This window comes from Paraburkholderia sediminicola (assembly GCF_046026895.1).
Taxonomy (GTDB): domain Bacteria; phylum Pseudomonadota; class Gammaproteobacteria; order Burkholderiales; family Burkholderiaceae; genus Paraburkholderia; species Paraburkholderia sediminicola_C.
Genome location: NZ_JAQQEU010000001.1, coordinates 139,827 through 156,878, shown reverse-complemented (window position 1 = coordinate 156,878; position 17,052 = coordinate 139,827). Strand labels below are relative to the sequence as shown.

Below are 17,052 nucleotides of genomic sequence, written 5' to 3'. Positions count from 1 at the left end.
CTCGCGTTGAGATTCCCCGACGCTTGTGCTACCGCGTCACTTACCTCAATGGGGGCTTTAATGGTGAGATTTTGCTTTCGCGGCGGCGTTGATGCCTCCCGCGATGAACTCCCGCGCATGCTTCGCCAGATCCATGCCGTCGTCCCACAGATTGCGCCAGATGGCCAACGCGTTGGACAACTGCTCGTTGACTACCGTCGACGAGAAGCTCTCGAATGTCACGACTCCCTTATAGTCAATCATGGCGAGTGCATGAAAAAACTGCGAGAAGTCGATGGTTCCCGAGCCGAGATACCCGCGATTGCTTTCCCCAATATGAACGTATCCAAGGCGTTTTCCGCACTGCAGGACCGGTTGCATGAAATCGGACTCCTCAATGTTCATGTGATACGTATCGAGGTGAACGACAACATTGGGCGCGTCGACTTCGTCAATCATCGCAAGCGCCTGCGATGCGGTATTCAGCAAATTGCTCTCGTAACGGTTTACCACCTCAAGCCCGAGCGTCACGTTCTTCTTCAGCGCAAAATCCGCAATGCGCTTAAGCGAATCAATTGCGTTACGGCGCCCTTGCCGGGTGACGGGCGCGTTGTATTTGGCCATCGCGCCGTAAAGAATTCCGCCGAAGTAGTTTCCGCCCAGTTCCGCCGTGATGGTAATGCCTTCCTCCAGCAGCGCAACCCCGCGTGCGACCGTCGCAGCGTCTTCGCTGGATACGTCCGCATCGAACGTGAGACCGCGTGAGCAACCGATGTCCAGTTCGTGCTCCTGCAACAGATCCCGTGTGAGCGCCAGGTCCATGACTTTTGGGCCATGCAAGGACAGTTCAGCGAGGTCGAACCCGGCAGCCTTGGTCTGGCTCAAGACCTTGCGAGTCGATTCCGGAGTCAGGTCTCCCGCCCATACCAGTGCGTGTACGCCAAGCTTATTCATTGTGTAACTCCTTCAGATGCGGTCACGCGCCTGCGGACCAAAGTTTTCGACAAGCCGTTCGCCCATGCCCAACGGAAGAGCATCACAGCGAGCAGGAAGACACCCCATAACGCGGTAGCCAGGTGTTGATTGGCGCCAAGCAAATTGAGGCCAGAAGCAATAACCTGCAAAATCACCAGTGCGATTACGACCGGCACCACGCGGCCAAAGCCGCCGAATGGGTCGACGCGACCAAGGAAACACGCAAGCACGGAGATGAGCAGAAATGCTTCCCCGTGGCCCACGCGAACGGAGTTGAACTGGGCCGCCATCACCACACCGGCGACGCCGCACATCAGCCCCGACAGCATGTAGATTCGCGTGACGGCGCGCGTGGTCGCAATGCCGGAGTACCGCGTTGCTTCCAGATTCGAGCCAATCATCCGAGTGGCGAAGCCCAGCCGCGACCGTGTCATGACAACGTGCCAAACCAATGCGCAGCCGAGAAAAATCAGGAGGGGAATGGGTACGCCGAGAAATACGCCGTTTCCCATTTCGCGCACGAACGGTGGAAAGCCAGAGATGTCGCCTCCGCGTGTGAGGAACTCTCCCAGGCCGCGCAAGAAGATCATCATCGACAAGGACACGAGGATCGGGCTTGCTCCAGTGCGGGCAATGACGGCACCCATCACCCAACCGGCGGCGGCGCCGGTAGCCAATGCAGCAGCAATGCCGAGGATGATGGCGATGGCGCCGGCATCCGATCCGCCGTACGTATGAAGCACCCACGCCATCGCCAACCCCGAAATGTTCGCCGTGAAAGTCACCGAGAGATTGAAGCCGCCGGAAATCAAAGGCATCAGCATGGCCAGCGTAAAGAACCCGAGTTCCGGCAACTGGAACGCTACCGACACGAATGTGCTCGCCGAGAAAAAGCGGTCAGATGCGAAGCTCAGGACTGCGATGACCAGAATGAGAAATCCAAGCAACCCGGCGACGTCTGCCTGTACGAGCGGCGCGCGTTGAGATGAGGACAGTTTCATGACGAGGCCTTTACGCTTTGTGATGTGAATCGGGTTCCGACGAGCTTCGCGAAGCCGCCGCTCGACAAGGTAATGGCGATGAGGATGATGGCGCCGATAATCATCTTGAACGCATACGGCGAGATGCCGAGCAAGTTCAGGCCGTTGGCGGTGATAGCGGTCAGGAGGATGCCGAGGATGGCGCCGAGGATCGTGCCGCGCCCACCGCCTAACCTAGCACCACCGAGCACCACGGCAGCAAGCACATCCAGTTCGCGGCCGTAAAATGCGTTCGGAACGACTTCCTGCATGTAGTGGGCTTGCATGAGTCCGGCAATCCCGGCCATCATGCCGAGCCATCCAAAGGCGATGTAATGCATCGCACCTATGTTGACCCCCACGCGTCGCGCTGCCTCGGGGTTGTCGCCCATTGCGTAGAGCTGTCGGCCGGTTGTCGTGCGCCGCAGCAGAAACCATGTTGCGAGGACCATGACGATCATCACGGCCACAGGCAGTGCGAGATTTGCATTACCACTCGCGGTGCTGAAATTGATGATAGAGACTCTATTGGTCCACCAATCCGGCAGGTCGTAGATGGACACCCCACCCGTGAAAAACATCAAGCCACCGAAGAACACATTGAACGTGGCAATCGTCACCACAATCGAGACGATGCGGAATTTGTAGATAATCGTGGCGTTGATGGAGCCAAGCAGGAACCCGAAGCAGGCAGACACAAGGAAGCCGAGGGCCCAGTTGCCGCCGCCGAGCCGCATCACCGTCAACGCGGTGAGGTACTGGACCACCGATGCGCCGACGGCAAAAGAGATATCAATGCCGCCAGCAATCAAGACGACCAGCAGCCCGACTGCGAAGATGATGTTGACGGAGCTCTGGTTAAGCAGGTCGAACAGGTTTGGAAGAGTGAGGAATGTCGAGGTCGAAAGGCTGAGGCCAATCACCATGACAGCGATGACGAGAATCAGCAGGGCCTCGATCGAACCGATTCCGAGTTTACGAAGATCAGGCATGGACGTCTCGCTCGATTTGTTCCATCGTTGTCGTTCCCGGCAGGTACTCTGCAATGATTCGGCCGTCACGCATATGCAGAATTCGGTCGGAGTTGAAGTAGACCTCCGGAATCTCGTCCGATATCAGCAAGATGGCCATACCCTCAGCAGCGAGTTTGTGAATGATGGCGAAGATGCCAGCCCGGGCGCCGACGTCGACGCCTACGGTGGGCGAATCCAGGATCAGGAGCTTCGGGTTTGTCGCCAGCCACTTGGCGAGCACGATACGCTGCTGGTTGCCGCCTGACAGTGTCGAGACCGCATCGTCCGGCTTGCCGATCTTCACGGCCAGTTGCTGAATCCAGTCTTGAATCAGCGCGTTTCGCTTTTTAGAAGCGATGAGATGAGTGCCATCCAAAAGGTTGTCCAACACCGCCGCAACCGTGTTGTCTCCGATTGATTGCGGCTGTACCAGTCCGAGTTGGAGGCGGTCTTCGGACACGTAGGCTATACCTGCGCGGATAGCATCACGATTTGCGCGCAGCGAAATCTCTTTTCCGTCGAGCCGGATGGAACCCGCACCTGGGCGCGTCATGCCGAAAAGCGACAATGCGAGTTCCGTTCTTCCTGCGCCAAGACGTCCCGTGACGCCGAGAATCTCGCCTCGTCGCACTTTGAACGACACGTCGTGGTATTGGCGGGCCCGTGACAACCCCTGTACTTCCAGCACGACCGGCGCGTTCGTCAGATCTGTCGTGCGTACTTCGTAGTCGAAAGTGCGGCCCGTCATCAATTCCGTGAGGCGGGTCTGCGTCATCCCTTCGGTGGGAAAGGTGCCGACGTACTGTCCATCGCGGAAAACGGTCACCCGGGTGCAGACGTCCAGCACTTCAGCGAGCCGGTGGCTGACGAACACCACGGCAATACCATCCGCAGAAAGCCGCCGCACAATTTTTAACAAAGCTTCGGTCTCAGCATGGCTGAGAGAGGCAGTTGGCTCGTCCATGAAAACGAGGCGTGCGTCGCGCACAAGCGCTCGCGCGATTGCCACGACCTGGCGCTGGGCGATCGATAGCGAGCGAACAGATCGGTTCAGGTCAATGGAGACGCCGAGCCGCTCGAGAATTCGGCTTGCCGCCTCCTTCATCTTTCCGTAGCTGACAACGCGCGGACGTGACCCCAGGTTCTGTTCGAAGGCGATGTTTTCCGCGACGGTCATTTCGGGGAAAAGAGCGAGGTCTTGCCAGATGACCTGGATGCCGAGGTCCCGGGCTCTGGCCGGGTCGAGGCCTTCGATCGACTCACCGTCCATGAGCATCACGGCGCCGGGTTCCGGTTGATAGACCCCACTGATAATCTTGATGATGGTGCTCTTGCCGCAGCCGTTCTCGCCGGCAAGGCAAAGAACTTCACCGGGCATGATGTCGAACTTCACGGCCCGCAGCGCCTTGACGCCGCCGAAGATCTTGGAGATGTTCTCGAGCTTGAGTAGTGGCGTGCGGTCGGAGCCGAGCGCGACCGAATCCGGGTTCACGTCACCTCGCTGAGAACGAAGGGCGTTGGTGGAAGCAGGTTGACTCATGGAAACGCTCCGATGGTACTTGCACGTGACCGGCTTGCGACCAGATGTGTCGTACCGTCAATTTCCGGGTGAGCAGCCCTCTGGCTGCGCTCACCCGTTCGGCAAAAGGATGGCGGTCAGAGGCCCATCTTTGCGAGGTCGTCAACGGTCTTGGCGTTAAGGTCCACCAGCTGGTCGACAATCAGGTTGTGACCGTCGGGGTGAACAACACCCAGTCCCGGGATATTCGTCCCGTCCTTGATCGGCTGACCCTTTGCGAGCATCGTGCCCAGCGTCACGAACACTTCGCCGGCTACTTCAGGATTCCACATGTATCCGCCATTCAGCACGCCGTCGTGAACGAGCTTTCGGCCCTGTCCAGGCGAGAACGGCCCGAGAACCTGGACTTTTCCTTTTGCCTGCTGCTCTGCGACCGCGCGAGCCGCCCCAATCGGGCCCTGGCTGCCGAACGCAAGGATGCCTCTCAAGTTCGGATGGGCGCGCATCAGGTCAAGCGCGGTTTTGCGCGACGCGTCAACGTCTTCGGCGACGCCGTAGCGGTCCCCGACGAGGGTCATCCCGGGATAGTTGGCTTTGATATAGGCGATTGCCGCATCCGCCCAGGCGTTATGGAGCGGCACCGTCAGCGACCCGACGAAGACCGCATATTCGCCTTTTCCGCCCAGCGCCTCGCCGAGGCGTTTGCCGTAAGCTTCGCCGAAGCCCTTGACCGAGGCCAGTTCAAAGTCCCAATCCGCGTTCTGTTGCTTCGGGGACTCGTGCGTGATGACTTTGATCCCAGCCGCCCGGGCGCGCTGAAGAACGGGTTCCAATACCTGCGCATCGTTCGGCACGACGCCGATGACGTCGACATGCTGTGCAATCAGGTCCTCGATCGCTCTGACTTGAAGCGCGGGGTCGGCGCTCGTCGGCCCGACCATGAATGCTTTGACACCGAGCTGGTCAGCTCGCTTCTTGATTCCCGCTTCCATCGCGTTGAACCAGGGAATGCCGCCAATCTTCACAACCACACCGATTACAGGCTTGTCCGGCGAGGCCGATGCGAAACCCGTCGTCAAAACGAGCGCGACTGCGCCTGCGCCCAAAGTGCGGACGATGTTCTTGAACATGTCTCCTCCGTTGGACGCCTGGCTATTTAGGCAGACGCCCGAAATAAAGTGTGGGAAAGCCCGGCTTATCGACCATGCTAAAGTTTGCTGAATCCATTTAGCAGCTTGGGTGGGTGTATGCTGAATCTATTTAGCAAATCGGTCGACCGGGAAAAACCCCTACTGCCGGCACCTATTGCCAAGCGGTTACCTTCACAAAACATGAACGGCGGAAATGCCCTCGGAGTTACGTTGATGGCAAGCAGCAACCCCGGACGCAAGTCCACGATTTATGACATCGCCAAGGCGACAGGTTCTTCGACGTCTACGGTGAGCATGGTGCTAAACGGCACGTGGGCCCGTTACCGAATCAAGGAGGACACTGCGAACCGGATCCTCGAGTGCGCCCGCGCGCTTGGGTACAACGTCAACATGAAAGCTCGAGGGCTCCGGCTGTCGCGCTCAGGTCTGGCGGGGATGGTTCTTCCGCACTACCGGAACCGGTTTTTTGCGGGACTTGCTCAAACGTTCGAAGACCAGGCTCGTAGCCGTGGGCTGTGCCCGATAGTCGTGGGTACGCAGCGCGACCCTGCAGTCGAAGTGAGTGTCACTGAAACACTTCTGTCGCAGCGGGTTGAGTTGCTGTTCATCGCCGGTGTGCGTAATCCAACGCCCCTGAACGAGCTCTGTTCGGCGGCAGGCGTGCCTTCCATCAATCTTGACCTGCCGGGCGATGGTGCGCCGTCGGTTGTGACGGACAATCGGAAAGGCGCTGCCGCGATTACCGAGGTGCTGATCGAGAAACTGCTGGCACGTGGCCACTCTCCGGATGAACTGGTTTTGCTGGGAGGGGTAGTGAATGAATATGCGACCGAGATGCGCATTGCGGGATTCAGGGACGCTTTCGAGGCTCGCCGGATAGCGCCTGCAGCAGATGCGATCGAGTGCTGTGGATATAACGCCGCAGCTGCCAAACGCGCGCTGACCGTTCGCTGTGACAAGCTCGGGCGACTGCCGTTCGGTTTGCTGGTGAATTCGATTACCGCTCTTGAAGGGATGGTTCAGTTCGTGGCGACGTTGCCGCACGACGCGTGGAATTCTGCGGTTGTCGGCTGCTTCGACTGGGACCCCTTCGCGGCGTATCTGCCTTTTGACGTGACAATGTTGCGGCAGGACGTGCAAACCATCATTTCCGAAGCGTTTGCGTTGGTCGAAAACAATGACCCGACGGACCGGTCTCTTATTCTCGTGCCGACGGGATTCGGCAAGATGTTCGAAGAGGCCGAACAAACGAAAGAGTTTGACCGCTAACTTTGGTCCGAAAATGGGCAACGGAGTCAACGCGATCGCGAGCAAGACCGACGGGCCGAACGGATGCAGCGTTTTGCCCAACGAGGTTCAGTCGCTTGGAACGATGCGAAGGCGCGAAGCCGTGCGCCTATTTCTCGCGATTGAACCGGCACGCGTCATGCTGGCGAGTTGGACGGTGCTCCTTGAGCACGTCTGGCGCAAATTTCGAGTTCGCTCGCAAATGGCCGTAATCTCATCACGGCAATCACCTTCAAGGAGGCTCGGTGCGTCCGAGACATCATTTTGCATTACTGCTGTCAATGACAGCTTTTGCTTCCGCCGGAGCATGGGCGAGCGATATTCAATGTGCGACCACGCGGCAACCGGCCGAGCGCGTCATATGCGACCACGCCATCCTGAACAATGAGTACGGCGATATCTACGAGCAGCAGCAGGCCTTGCTTAGCAGCGGGAAGCTCTTGCCCGAACAACTTGCGCAGTGGAGACGATCGCGCAACGCCTGCATAGACGTTCACTGCGTCGATATCGTCTTCGCTCAGTGGAAGTCGATGGCCAAGTCTGTCGAAACCACTTCTCGCGCGCAAGCAGCTACGGTTGTGGCCTCAGCTACCGCTATGGCCCCCGTCGGCCCCGCCCCGGATACAATTCCCTCAGTCGCATCTCAGGCTTCCCCCACGTCGGAAGCCTCTCTCGTTCGCCAAGGCAGTGCCGCCGGCGTAGCACTTCCGCAGCCGGTCGCGATGCAAGCCTCTTCGCCGGCTGCTGCTTCTGCTGCTTCTAGTCCGCGTGACGCACGCAGCACGACTGGCATGAGCGCCGGCCTGTTGACGGCATTGCTTGTCGCGGTTGGCTTCGGTGCACTTTTCAGACGCCGCAAGAAGAGCGCTGGCGCGCCGAGGAACCATTGAAGAATGCTCTCGGCAGCGTCCGGGCTTGCGCCGCCCAATGGGAAAAAGTGGAGACGTCGCGCTGCAACCATCGACCAAGTATCGCCGACAATTCCCTGCCAACGCTGCCACGCAACTGGAGTTGAATAGCGATGTAACGTGAACTAGCCTTAACGTCTAGCCGGAAGCAAGCTTTTGATATCGAGCCTCGGCGGAAGTGCGAGACCTTTGCAGCGAACGGTCGAGCCATCCGGTACAGGCTAGCGCGGTAAGGCAGGGGGTATCAAACAGGTTGGTCTCAGAAGACACGATGTGCCATGCTCCCCGGTTTTCTTCGGGCTCGCACATTGGTAGGCGACCGCGTCGCGCTGATGCCGTCATATCGGAGGCAGCATGTCAGTTGACAACATCAACACCATCATCATAGTCATGATGGAAAACAGGTCTTTCGACCACGTTCTTGGCTACCTGAGCCTCGACGGGAAGGATGTCAACGGACTCTCCGCCGACCCCACCTGGCAACAGAATTTCACGAACCTCTACGGCGGCAAAACGTATGCCCTGCATGCGCTTTCGCCGACGACCCAAACAATCCCCGACCCTCCGCATGACCGCACGCCGATTTCGATACAAATAAACACGCCATGCGCGAATGGCGGCTGCCCAGAACTGGGAGGATTCGTCGCGAGCTACGCGACACGCAACCCTCCGCCCGCCGACCTGTCGATGGTGATGGGCTACTACAAGGCCGATGCGCTGCCCGTTTATGATTTTTTCGCAAAAAACTTCACCGTTTGCGACAGCTGGTTTGCACCGCTTCCGACCGGGACTCAGGCGAATCGCTTAATGGCAATGTCAGGGGAGAGTACGATTAGCGACAATGTCTCTGGTTTTCTTCCCGAGCAGTCGCTGGCGTACGACTGGTTGACCGCGCACCGCGCAAGTTGGTGTGTCTACCAGTCGGGAGGATTCTTCCCGTTCTTCAGCTTGATGCCCAAGTGGTTGCCTGAGATAGTGACTTCTCTGGCGTTGCCGCTAGACGGGAGCGGAGGGAGGTTCAGGCGGTATTCGCGCTTCAAGGCGGACTGGATGAACAGTAGCAACTTGCCTCGAGTCATTTTCATCGAGCCGGAATACACGGATGGGCCGCACCGGGCGCCGAACGACGACCATCCGCCTACTGGCGTTGCATCGGGTCAAGCGTTCCTTGCCGATATTTATCAAACGATTTCTGCGTCGGACAGGTGGGATGAGACTCTGATGATTGTCACGTATGACGAGCACGGGGGGTTCTTCGACCATGTAAGCCCGCTCGATATTCCGACCGACGTCGCCGGTTATCAGTTTCAAACTACCGGGCTACGGGTACCCGCATTCCTGGTCTCGCCCTATGTCGTTCCGGGCGGTGTCTTCTCCGGTGACCTGGACCATACGTCGATACTTCAGCTGCTAGCGGATAAATTCAATGCCGGGGGCACCTACTCGGCTCCGGTCAGCGCACGCACACAACTTTCGCGGCTCAGCTCCGCGCTTTCCGATGTGAAAAGGCCGGGCTCTGCACCGAAGCTGAATCTCCCCCTACCGAGCAACTCGCCTGTACCGCCTTCCGTCTCGCCGCCAAGCGGCACCTCGGCATGTGCGCAAGCCTTTCGTAGTGTCGCACTGAAGGTTCAGCAGGACCATCCTGAGTTGCTGTCTTCGCCGAACTGGGGCGACCTTGCGGGCTTCGATGCGACGTACAAGGGTGCGTCTTGAATCGACGCGAGGCCTGTCTTCGTGCGCCTCGCGAACATGGCGATATTGGTCCACAGGCGAGTTCCGTCAATCAGGTGACGCGTCGCAAGTCGGATTAAAAGAAGACGCTTTGGCCGGTCGTTCCAATGCGGCGAGCCGTTGCAGTGTCACCAAGCCGAGCAAAGCGAGACCGAGCCCCAGCGTGAAGTCAGCGTGGACTCCGGCGCGGTCGACGATGGTGCCCCCCACCGCCGAACCCACGGCAATCGCCACTTGAATAATGCTGACGAACATCGCCGAACCCGCTTCGGGCAAGTCTGTCGTGCTGCGCTGAATCCACACGCTAAAGCAAAGCGGGAGCGCGCCGAACGCGATTCCCCAGAGCAGCATCCCCGCAGTCTCGCCGATGGTCGAATGTTCAAGCAACAGCATTGAAGACAGCGCGCCCAGCAGCAGCAATATCATGGCAGCGACAGACTTCTTGAGATGGGCCGAGACCGCCATCGACATCAGTGCATTAGAGAAGAAGCCGATGAGGCCAAATGCGAACAGCAACAGCGTGATGACACTCAAGGAGAAGTCGTGCTCAAGCAGCGGAGCGATGTATGTATAGGTCGAGAAATGCGCTCCAAAGACGAGCGCGACCATTACCATGCTCAACCTCGTGTGAGGCCGGCGAAGCAGCGCCTTGAAATCGGTGATGCGCAATGCCGATGCCGACGGCAACGAAGGCACGAGGAACGCTTGCGCCAGTAACGCGAGCGACACCAGGCCCGCAGTGGCAGCGAACGACAGTCGCCACGATGCAAACGACGCAATGAACGTTCCGAGCGGCACACCGATAACAGTTGCACAGGTCACGCCGGTCAGAATCGTGGCAGTTGCCTTCGCCGCATCCTTTGCTTGCACAAGTCGCGGAGCGGCAGCGGTCGCCAGAGTCCAGAAACCACCCAACGCCGCGCCGAGCAAGGCCCGTCCGACGAGCATGACAGGAAGACTCGCTGCGACTGCACACACGACGTTCGCAACTAGAAGCACGGCGGTGAGCAGCAGGAAAACATACCGGCGGTCCGTCCGCCCAGCGCTGACGATGAGCGTCGGTGCGAAGATTGCAGCCATGACGCCGGGCGTGGTGACCATAAGACCTGCTACGCCGGTCGACACGCCAAGGTCGTGTGCGATTTGCGGCAGCAATCCGACAGGCAAAAACTCGGCCGTCACGAACGCGAACGCGCTCACAGCTACAGCAATGACGGAAAGCCATTGGCGCACCGACGTTGAACTTCCCTCGAACGCCGCTGGAGTTGTAGGAATATCGATTTGCATGATGGCATTGATGCGAGATTGAAGTCCGACACTTTATGCCGGCTTTCATCTGGGAAAAAGCGTCGTGCCTTGAATAGAGTTGCCGCCGTGGCTGAACAATGTCCACGCCGCTGCAGACGTGGCCCGCGAAAATTTTGCCTTCGAGTTGTTGCGGGACGGCGAAAGGCAAGTGGAACGTGTCGCGTCATGTGGCGTGAATGCCCATCGAGGGAGCGCGGCCAGCGAACCACGCTCCCCTCTCTTGGCAATGGCTTTGATCGCAGGTGGCAGTGGAATTGCCGGAGGACTACCCGGCCGACACGGTGAAATGATTGCTTCTCGATGAGTTAGCCACGCGCCCCAAGGCCGACCAGCGTGGGATAACTTTTTCGTGATGCGACGACGCCCCGGACTTATTCACAAACCGCCCACACCAAATACTTCCGTAATGTCCCACGGTTTCCAGCGATGAAATTTCGCTGAATCTGCGATCCCGCCGATCCCGCCGATCCCGCCGATCTCGACGGAAGACGTACGTCGGCCTTAAAAAGGGCTCGATGTCCGTGTTTGAAAGAGGCTCACCACGCTCAAAATCGGAGCAACGGCATGGTCATAGGATGCGTCAACTTTTCAGCAATGGTCGATGACCTGCTCCGGTTGGCCCTTGATTCCGGTCGACTGTAACGGTGCGTTGTGGGGTTGTCGCGCTCCGGTGTTCGGGCTAGAATCCGCCACGCGCATGGCAGATCTCGGGCAGGCGCCAGTTCGCGGGCGCGCGTGCGAATGCGCATGACTGCGGTCAAGTGCTTGATTTTGCGTGACGTTGCGTGTCACGGCGGATACCGGTTGGGCGGATGCTGCGATTGAATATCCGCGTGTCAATGGTTCGATTCCGTCCCAGGCCACCAGGATTCAGCCCCAGGAAATCGCAAGATTCCTGGGGCTTTTGCTTTTCTCGCGGGAACAGACGGGCATTCGTTGCTTCAGCGAACGCGCAGGCCGATGGCGGGGCGGGTTCGGCGCCGTTCGGCATCGCGTGATAAAATCGCGTCAGTTCAAGGACTTGCGCGAACGGTGTCCGCTGAGCATGTCACCTGATTCGCGCCAGGGTGCCGCGCGGCAAAGGCCGCCGCCCGCACCGAACCCCTCGCCCGACGATTAGCGGTATAAGCGCCCAGCGACTCTGCATGCGCAAGGCGCGGCCTATACTGCTTTGGGCCGGCAGACCGCCGGCACGCGTCGCGCCGCGTTGCTTGCATGGCGCACCTCGCGCAGCGCGACGCGGCACTCATCATTCACGGAGTTTCACGGTGATCCGCAAAGACGCCAAGCGTAGCGCTCTCGTGCTGTTTTCCGGCGGCCAGGATTCCGCCACGTGCCTTGCCTGGGCGCTCGATCGTTATGACACGGTCGAAACGCTCGGCTTCGATTACGGTCAGCGGCACCGCGTCGAACTCGAATGCCGCGAAGGGTTTCGCCAGGCCATCACGCGCGCGATTCCGGCGTGGGCGAGCCGCCTCGGTGACGATCACATGATCGACCTGTCGGTGCTCGGCGCGATCAGCGATACCGCGATGACGCGCGAGATCGAGATCGAAGCCACGGCCAACGGTTTGCCGAACACGTTCGTGCCGGGGCGCAATCTGATGTTCATGACCATCGCGGCGGCGATCGCCTATCGGCGTGGTTTGCAGGTGCTGGTCGGCGGAATGTGCGAGACGGATTTTTCGGGCTACCCCGATTGTCGCGACGACACGATGAAGGCGTTGCAGGTCACGCTGAATCTCGGCATGGACACGCGCCTGCTGCTCGAAACGCCGCTGATGTGGCTCGACAAGGCCGATACGTGGCGTCTCGCGCACGAGTTGGGCGGCGACGAACTGGTCGAACTGGTGCGCGTCGAGACCCATACCTGCTACGTCGGCGAACGTGCGGAACTGCATGCATGGGGCTTCGGCTGTGGCGAATGCCCGGCCTGCCGCTTGCGCAAGCGCGGCTACGAAGCCTATCTGGCCGGCGAGAAAGTCACCGAGCCGGTTTGACCGCGGGCGCCATGGCGCCTGCGCACATCGGGCGATCATCTTCAGGAACATTCAGGAACACGAGGCAGAAAGCAGCATGACTTACGCGGTCAAGGAAATCTTCTACACGTTGCAAGGCGAGGGCGCGAATGCCGGGCGTCCGGCCGTGTTCTGCCGCTTCGCCGGCTGCAATCTGTGGTCGGGCCGCGAAGAAGATCGCGCCGACGCGGTGTGCCGTTTCTGCGATACCGACTTCGTCGGCACCGATGGCGAGAACGGCGGCAAGTACCGCACCGCTGAAGATCTCGTGGCAATGATTGCGTCGCTGTGGCCGCAAGGCGAGGGCGAGCGCTTCGTGGTCTGCACGGGTGGTGAGCCGATGTTGCAGATCGATCAGCCACTGGTCGATGCGCTGCATGCCGCGGCCTTCGAGATCGCGATCGAAACCAACGGCTCGCTGCCGGTGCTCGACACGATCGACTGGATCTGCGTGAGCCCGAAGGCCGACGCGCCGCTCGTCGTCACCAAAGGCAACGAACTGAAGGTCGTGATTCCGCAGGACAACCAGCGCTTGTCCGAGTATGCGAAGCTCGACTTCGAGTATTTCCTCGTCCAGCCGATGGACGGCCCGGCGCGCGACATCAACACCAAGCTCGCGATCGACTGGTGCAAACGCCATCCGCAATGGCGCCTGTCGATGCAGACCCACAAGTATCTGAACATTCCCTGATTTGCCGTGCTAACGATTACACGAAAACTCGAATTCGACGCGGGCCACCGCATTCCCGATCACCGCAGCCAGTGCCGTAATCTGCACGGCCATCGCTATGTGCTCGAAATCACGCTGCAAGGCGATCTGGTCGACACCGAAGGTGCGCCCGATCGCGGCATGGTGATGGACTTCGCCGACGTGAAGTCGCTCGCGGTCGAGCATCTGGTCGACAAGTGGGATCACGCGTTCCTAGTCTACGAAGGCGACACGCAAGTGCGCGGCTTTCTGGAAAGCATCGCGGGTCACAAGACGGTCGTGCTCGACCGCATCCCGACTGTCGAAAATCTTGCCGCTGTCGCGTTCGATATCCTCGCGGGTGTGTACGATGCGCACTACGGCGTGAATCTGCGCCTGCACAAAGTGCGTCTCTACGAGACGCCGAACTGCTGGGCCGACGTGGTCCGCGACTAAACGCCGGCTGCATGCGCCGCAGGTAATCCCCCCGGCGGACGGCCCAACCCTCGCGTTATTGTCCACGGTATGATCGCTCCGATAACCATATGGAGCGAGACATGCCGGTCATCGCATTGCGTCGCAGCAGGCACTCGGGCCGACACGGCCTGCGCGTCGACCTTCACCTGATTCCCTGCCTGGTCCACGAGGGCAGTCCGCTTTCTCGCGCGTCAGCCGGCGATGTGCCCCGTCGCCCTCACGGAGCGCGGCGATGAGCACCTTCACCAATCCTCTCAAGCAACGTCTGAGCGAAACCGATCCGCTGTTCGGACTGTGGCTGTCGCTCGGCAGCGATGCCGCAGCGGAAGCGCTAGCCCACGCCGGTTTCGACTGGCTGCTGATCGACATGGAGCACGCGCCGAACGATAGTGGCGACGTCGCGTCGCAATTGCGCGCGATCGCCGCCGCGCATCTGCCGAGCGAGCCAGTGGTGCGCGTGCCCGCCAGCGAGGCGTGGCTCGTCAAGCGCGTTCTCGACGCCGGCGCGCGCACGCTGATGTTCCCGAACATTGAATCCGCCGCCGACGCCGCCCACGCCGTGCGTCTCACGCAATATCCGACCGCTGAAGCGCTCGACGGCCAGCGCGGCGTCGCCGGCGTGGTGCGCGCGTCGGGCTACGGCATGCGGCGCGATTACGTGCAGACGGCCAACGCGCAGATCGCGACCATCGTGCAGATCGAGTCGGCCCGCGGCTTGCGGGAGGTCGAGCAGATCGCGGCGACGCCGGGGGTCGATTGCGTGTTTGTCGGACCGGCCGATCTGGCCGCGAGCCTCGGTCATCTCGGCGATTCGAAGCATGCCGACGTGCAGGCGGCGATGGCGCGCATCGTCAGCGCAGCCGACAAGGCAGGGATCGCGGCCGGCATTTTCGCCATGGATGTCGCGAGTGCTAAGCAGCATCGCGATGCCGGTTTTCGATTCATCGCGCTGGCCGCCGACGTCATATGGATGTTGCGCGCGACTCGCCAGGCGTTGCAGGAGGTCAGGTCATGAAGGGGAAGGTGCAAGGTGTCGTCGCGCGCGCGGCGCTCACGGCAGTGTTGCTGTCGAGCGGCGCGGTGAATCTGGCGGCCTATGCGCAGGACCGGCCGGCGAAGTCGAACGATCCGGAGACCCAAACCGCGGTGGCCGACTACAACGCCGGCAACCTCGGCGCGGCGCTTGCCGAATTCCGCAAGGCCGCCGAGCGCGGCAGCCGGCTCGCCGAGTTCAACTACGCGATGATGCTGCTCAACGGCGAGGGCACCCCGGTCAATGTCGACGAAGGCAAGAAATGGCTGCGCAAGGCCGCCGATGCCAACATGTCGCATGCGCAATACGTGTACGGCAAGATGTACGACGATGGCGAGTTCGTCGGGCGCGACCCGGTCGAGGCGCACCGCTGGTTCCTGAAGGCCGCGCAACAAGGCCATGTGCAGGCGGAGCTGGCGCTCGCCAATCAGTTCCTCGATGGGCGCGGCACGGAGCGCGACAACCAGCAGGCTTTCGTCTGGTACAAGAAGGCGGCGCAGGGCGGCGACATGACCGCGCAATACGTGACCGGCTCTTTCTACGAGCGCGGCGGCGACGGCGTGGACCAGAATCTGAACGTGGCGCGCGCCTACTATGCGGCCGCGGCGGCGCAGGGCGATCCGGCGGCGCGGCTGAAGTATCAGGAGCTCAGCGCGCAGTTGCGGGATCAGAAGGAAGTGAAACCGCAGTAAACGAAAAAGGGGCGCTCCTGACGGTGCACCCCTTATGCATTTCGACTCTTCGTTCAGGCCTGGGCCAGCCGGCTGCGATCATCGACAGCCGCTGCCGCGCTAACTCTGCATCAGTCGCTTCTGCCGCGCGACACTCATGATGAGTCCGATCGCGACCCCCAGCGTGGTGAGCGCAGTGCCGCCGTAACTCATGAACGGCAACGGCACGCCCACCACCGGCAAGATCCCGCTCACCATGCCGATATTGACGAACGCGTAGGTGAAGAACGCCATCGTCAGCGATCCGGCCAGCAGGCGCCCGAACAGCGTCGCGCCGTTGGCCGCGATGTACAGTCCCCGCGCGATCAACAGCATGTAGAGCGTGAGCAGCACGACCCCGCCGGCGAGCCCGAACTCCTCGGCGAACACCGCGAAGATGAAGTCGGTGTGCTTCTCGGGGATGAACTCCAGATGCGCCTGCGTGCCCTTCAGCCAGCCCTTGCCGAGTGGGCCGCCCGAGCCGATCGCAATCACCGCCTGAATGGTGTGGAAGCCCTTGCCGAGCGGATCGGAGGTCGGATCGAGCAGCGTACAGATGCGGTGCTTCTGATAGTCGTGCATCAGCGGCCATTGCACCTCGGGCTGACAGATCTTGTCCTGGAACGCCGCGATCGACCCGACCGCGATCACGCCCGCAATCAGCACCGGCACGATCAGCTTGAAACTCAGACCCGCGAAGTAGATCACGAAGAGGCCGGCCGCGAACACCAGCACGGCCGTCCCCAGGTCGGGCTGCTTGGCGATCAGACCAACCGGCACCGCGAGGATCAACAGACCGACCAGATAGTCGTACCAGCGCATCACGCCTTCGCGGCGCTGGTAGTACCAGGCGAGCATCAGCGGTGTGGCGATCTTCAGAATCTCCGACGGCTGGACCACCACGCCGACGTTGATCCAGCGCTTGGCGCCCTTTTTCGTGAGGCCGAACATCGCGACCGCGACCAGTAGCGCGATTCCGAACGTATAGAGCGGGACCGCGAAGCGCATCAGCGTGGTGGGCGGCACATTGGCGAGCGCCCACATCAGCACGAACGTCAGCAGGATGTTGCGCAACTGGTCTTCCACGCGGCCGGGGACGTCCAGGCTCGCGCTGTACAGCGTGACGATGCCGACGCACAGCAGCAGAAACACGATCAGTGCGAGCGGACGGTCGAAGCCCGCGAACATCTGCTTGATGCGGTCGAGCCAGGCGCGCTTGTCGAATTGCATGCC

Annotated in this window: 14 protein-coding genes; 7 read left to right on the top strand and 7 right to left on the bottom strand. The window is 60.5% G+C overall.

The window, feature by feature from the left end:
* Positions 1-57: 57 nt before the first annotated feature.
* From PQR02_RS00700 to PQR02_RS00680, 5 genes are all read right to left on the bottom strand, one after another.
* The gene (locus PQR02_RS00700; RefSeq protein WP_408223959.1) at positions 58-933 is read right to left on the bottom strand and encodes a sugar phosphate isomerase/epimerase family protein; all 876 of its coding nucleotides are present in this window, start codon (positions 931-933) and stop codon (positions 58-60) included.
* Entirely contained in the window at positions 930-1,955 is a 1,026-nt protein-coding gene (locus PQR02_RS00695) for an ABC transporter permease (protein WP_408223956.1), read from the bottom strand. The genes PQR02_RS00700 and PQR02_RS00695 overlap by 4 nt, the downstream gene beginning before the upstream one ends.
* The gene (locus PQR02_RS00690; RefSeq protein WP_408223953.1) at positions 1,952-2,965 is read right to left on the bottom strand and encodes an ABC transporter permease; all 1,014 of its coding nucleotides are present in this window, start codon (positions 2,963-2,965) and stop codon (positions 1,952-1,954) included. Before PQR02_RS00690 ends, PQR02_RS00695 begins: the two co-directional genes overlap by 4 nt.
* Positions 2,958-4,526: a sugar ABC transporter ATP-binding protein gene (locus PQR02_RS00685; protein WP_408223950.1), complete on the bottom strand. Its 1,569-nt coding sequence runs from the start codon at positions 4,524-4,526 to the stop codon at positions 2,958-2,960. Before PQR02_RS00685 ends, PQR02_RS00690 begins: the two co-directional genes overlap by 8 nt.
* 116 nt (positions 4,527-4,642) lie before the next feature.
* Positions 4,643-5,635, bottom strand: coding sequence for a substrate-binding domain-containing protein (locus PQR02_RS00680; protein ID WP_408223947.1), 993 nt, complete (start codon positions 5,633-5,635; stop codon positions 4,643-4,645).
* Positions 5,636-5,752: 117 nt separating this feature from the next.
* Between PQR02_RS00680 and PQR02_RS00675 the strand changes: the two genes are divergently transcribed.
* Together PQR02_RS00675 and PQR02_RS00670 are read left to right on the top strand one after the other, a co-directional pair.
* Positions 5,753-6,925: a LacI family DNA-binding transcriptional regulator gene (locus PQR02_RS00675; protein ID WP_408223944.1), complete on the top strand. Its 1,173-nt coding sequence runs from the start codon at positions 5,753-5,755 to the stop codon at positions 6,923-6,925.
* A 1,280-nt stretch (positions 6,926-8,205) separates the two neighbouring features.
* A complete protein-coding gene (locus tag PQR02_RS00670) occupies positions 8,206-9,567 on the top strand; it encodes an alkaline phosphatase family protein (RefSeq protein ID WP_408223941.1) in 1,362 nt (453 codons plus the stop codon).
* 66 nt (positions 9,568-9,633) lie between these two features.
* Here PQR02_RS00670 and PQR02_RS00665 read toward each other — a convergent pair whose 3' ends face one another.
* Positions 9,634-10,872, bottom strand: coding sequence for an MFS transporter (locus PQR02_RS00665; RefSeq protein WP_408223938.1), 1,239 nt, complete (start codon positions 10,870-10,872; stop codon positions 9,634-9,636).
* Between the two features lie 1,289 nt (positions 10,873-12,161).
* Here PQR02_RS00665 and queC point away from each other — a divergent pair.
* From queC to PQR02_RS00640, 5 genes are all read left to right on the top strand, one after another.
* A complete protein-coding gene (gene queC / locus PQR02_RS00660) occupies positions 12,162-12,893 on the top strand; it encodes a 7-cyano-7-deazaguanine synthase QueC (protein WP_408223935.1) in 732 nt (243 codons plus the stop codon).
* A gap of 76 nt (positions 12,894-12,969) precedes the next feature.
* Complete coding sequence (queE, locus tag PQR02_RS00655) at positions 12,970-13,602, top strand: 7-carboxy-7-deazaguanine synthase (RefSeq protein ID WP_408223932.1); 633 nt, start codon at positions 12,970-12,972, stop codon at positions 13,600-13,602.
* 6 nt (positions 13,603-13,608) lie between these two features.
* The gene (gene queD, locus PQR02_RS00650; protein WP_408223929.1) at positions 13,609-14,055 is read left to right on the top strand and encodes a 6-carboxytetrahydropterin synthase QueD; all 447 of its coding nucleotides are present in this window, start codon (positions 13,609-13,611) and stop codon (positions 14,053-14,055) included.
* A 253-nt stretch (positions 14,056-14,308) separates the two neighbouring features.
* Positions 14,309-15,091 carry an HpcH/HpaI aldolase family protein gene (locus PQR02_RS00645; RefSeq protein WP_408223926.1) on the top strand — a complete coding sequence of 261 codons (783 nt, stop codon included), beginning with the start codon at positions 14,309-14,311 and terminating at the stop codon, positions 15,089-15,091.
* Entirely contained in the window at positions 15,088-15,801 is a 714-nt protein-coding gene (locus tag PQR02_RS00640) for a tetratricopeptide repeat protein (protein ID WP_408223923.1), read from the top strand. Before PQR02_RS00645 ends, PQR02_RS00640 begins: the two co-directional genes overlap by 4 nt.
* Before the next feature lie 99 nt (positions 15,802-15,900).
* Here the strand turns inward: PQR02_RS00640 and rodA are convergent, their stop codons facing one another.
* Positions 15,901-17,049, bottom strand: a complete 1,149-nt coding sequence (gene rodA / locus PQR02_RS00635; RefSeq protein ID WP_408223920.1) for a rod shape-determining protein RodA — start codon at positions 17,047-17,049, stop codon at positions 15,901-15,903.
* Between the last annotated feature and the right edge of the window lie 3 nt (positions 17,050-17,052).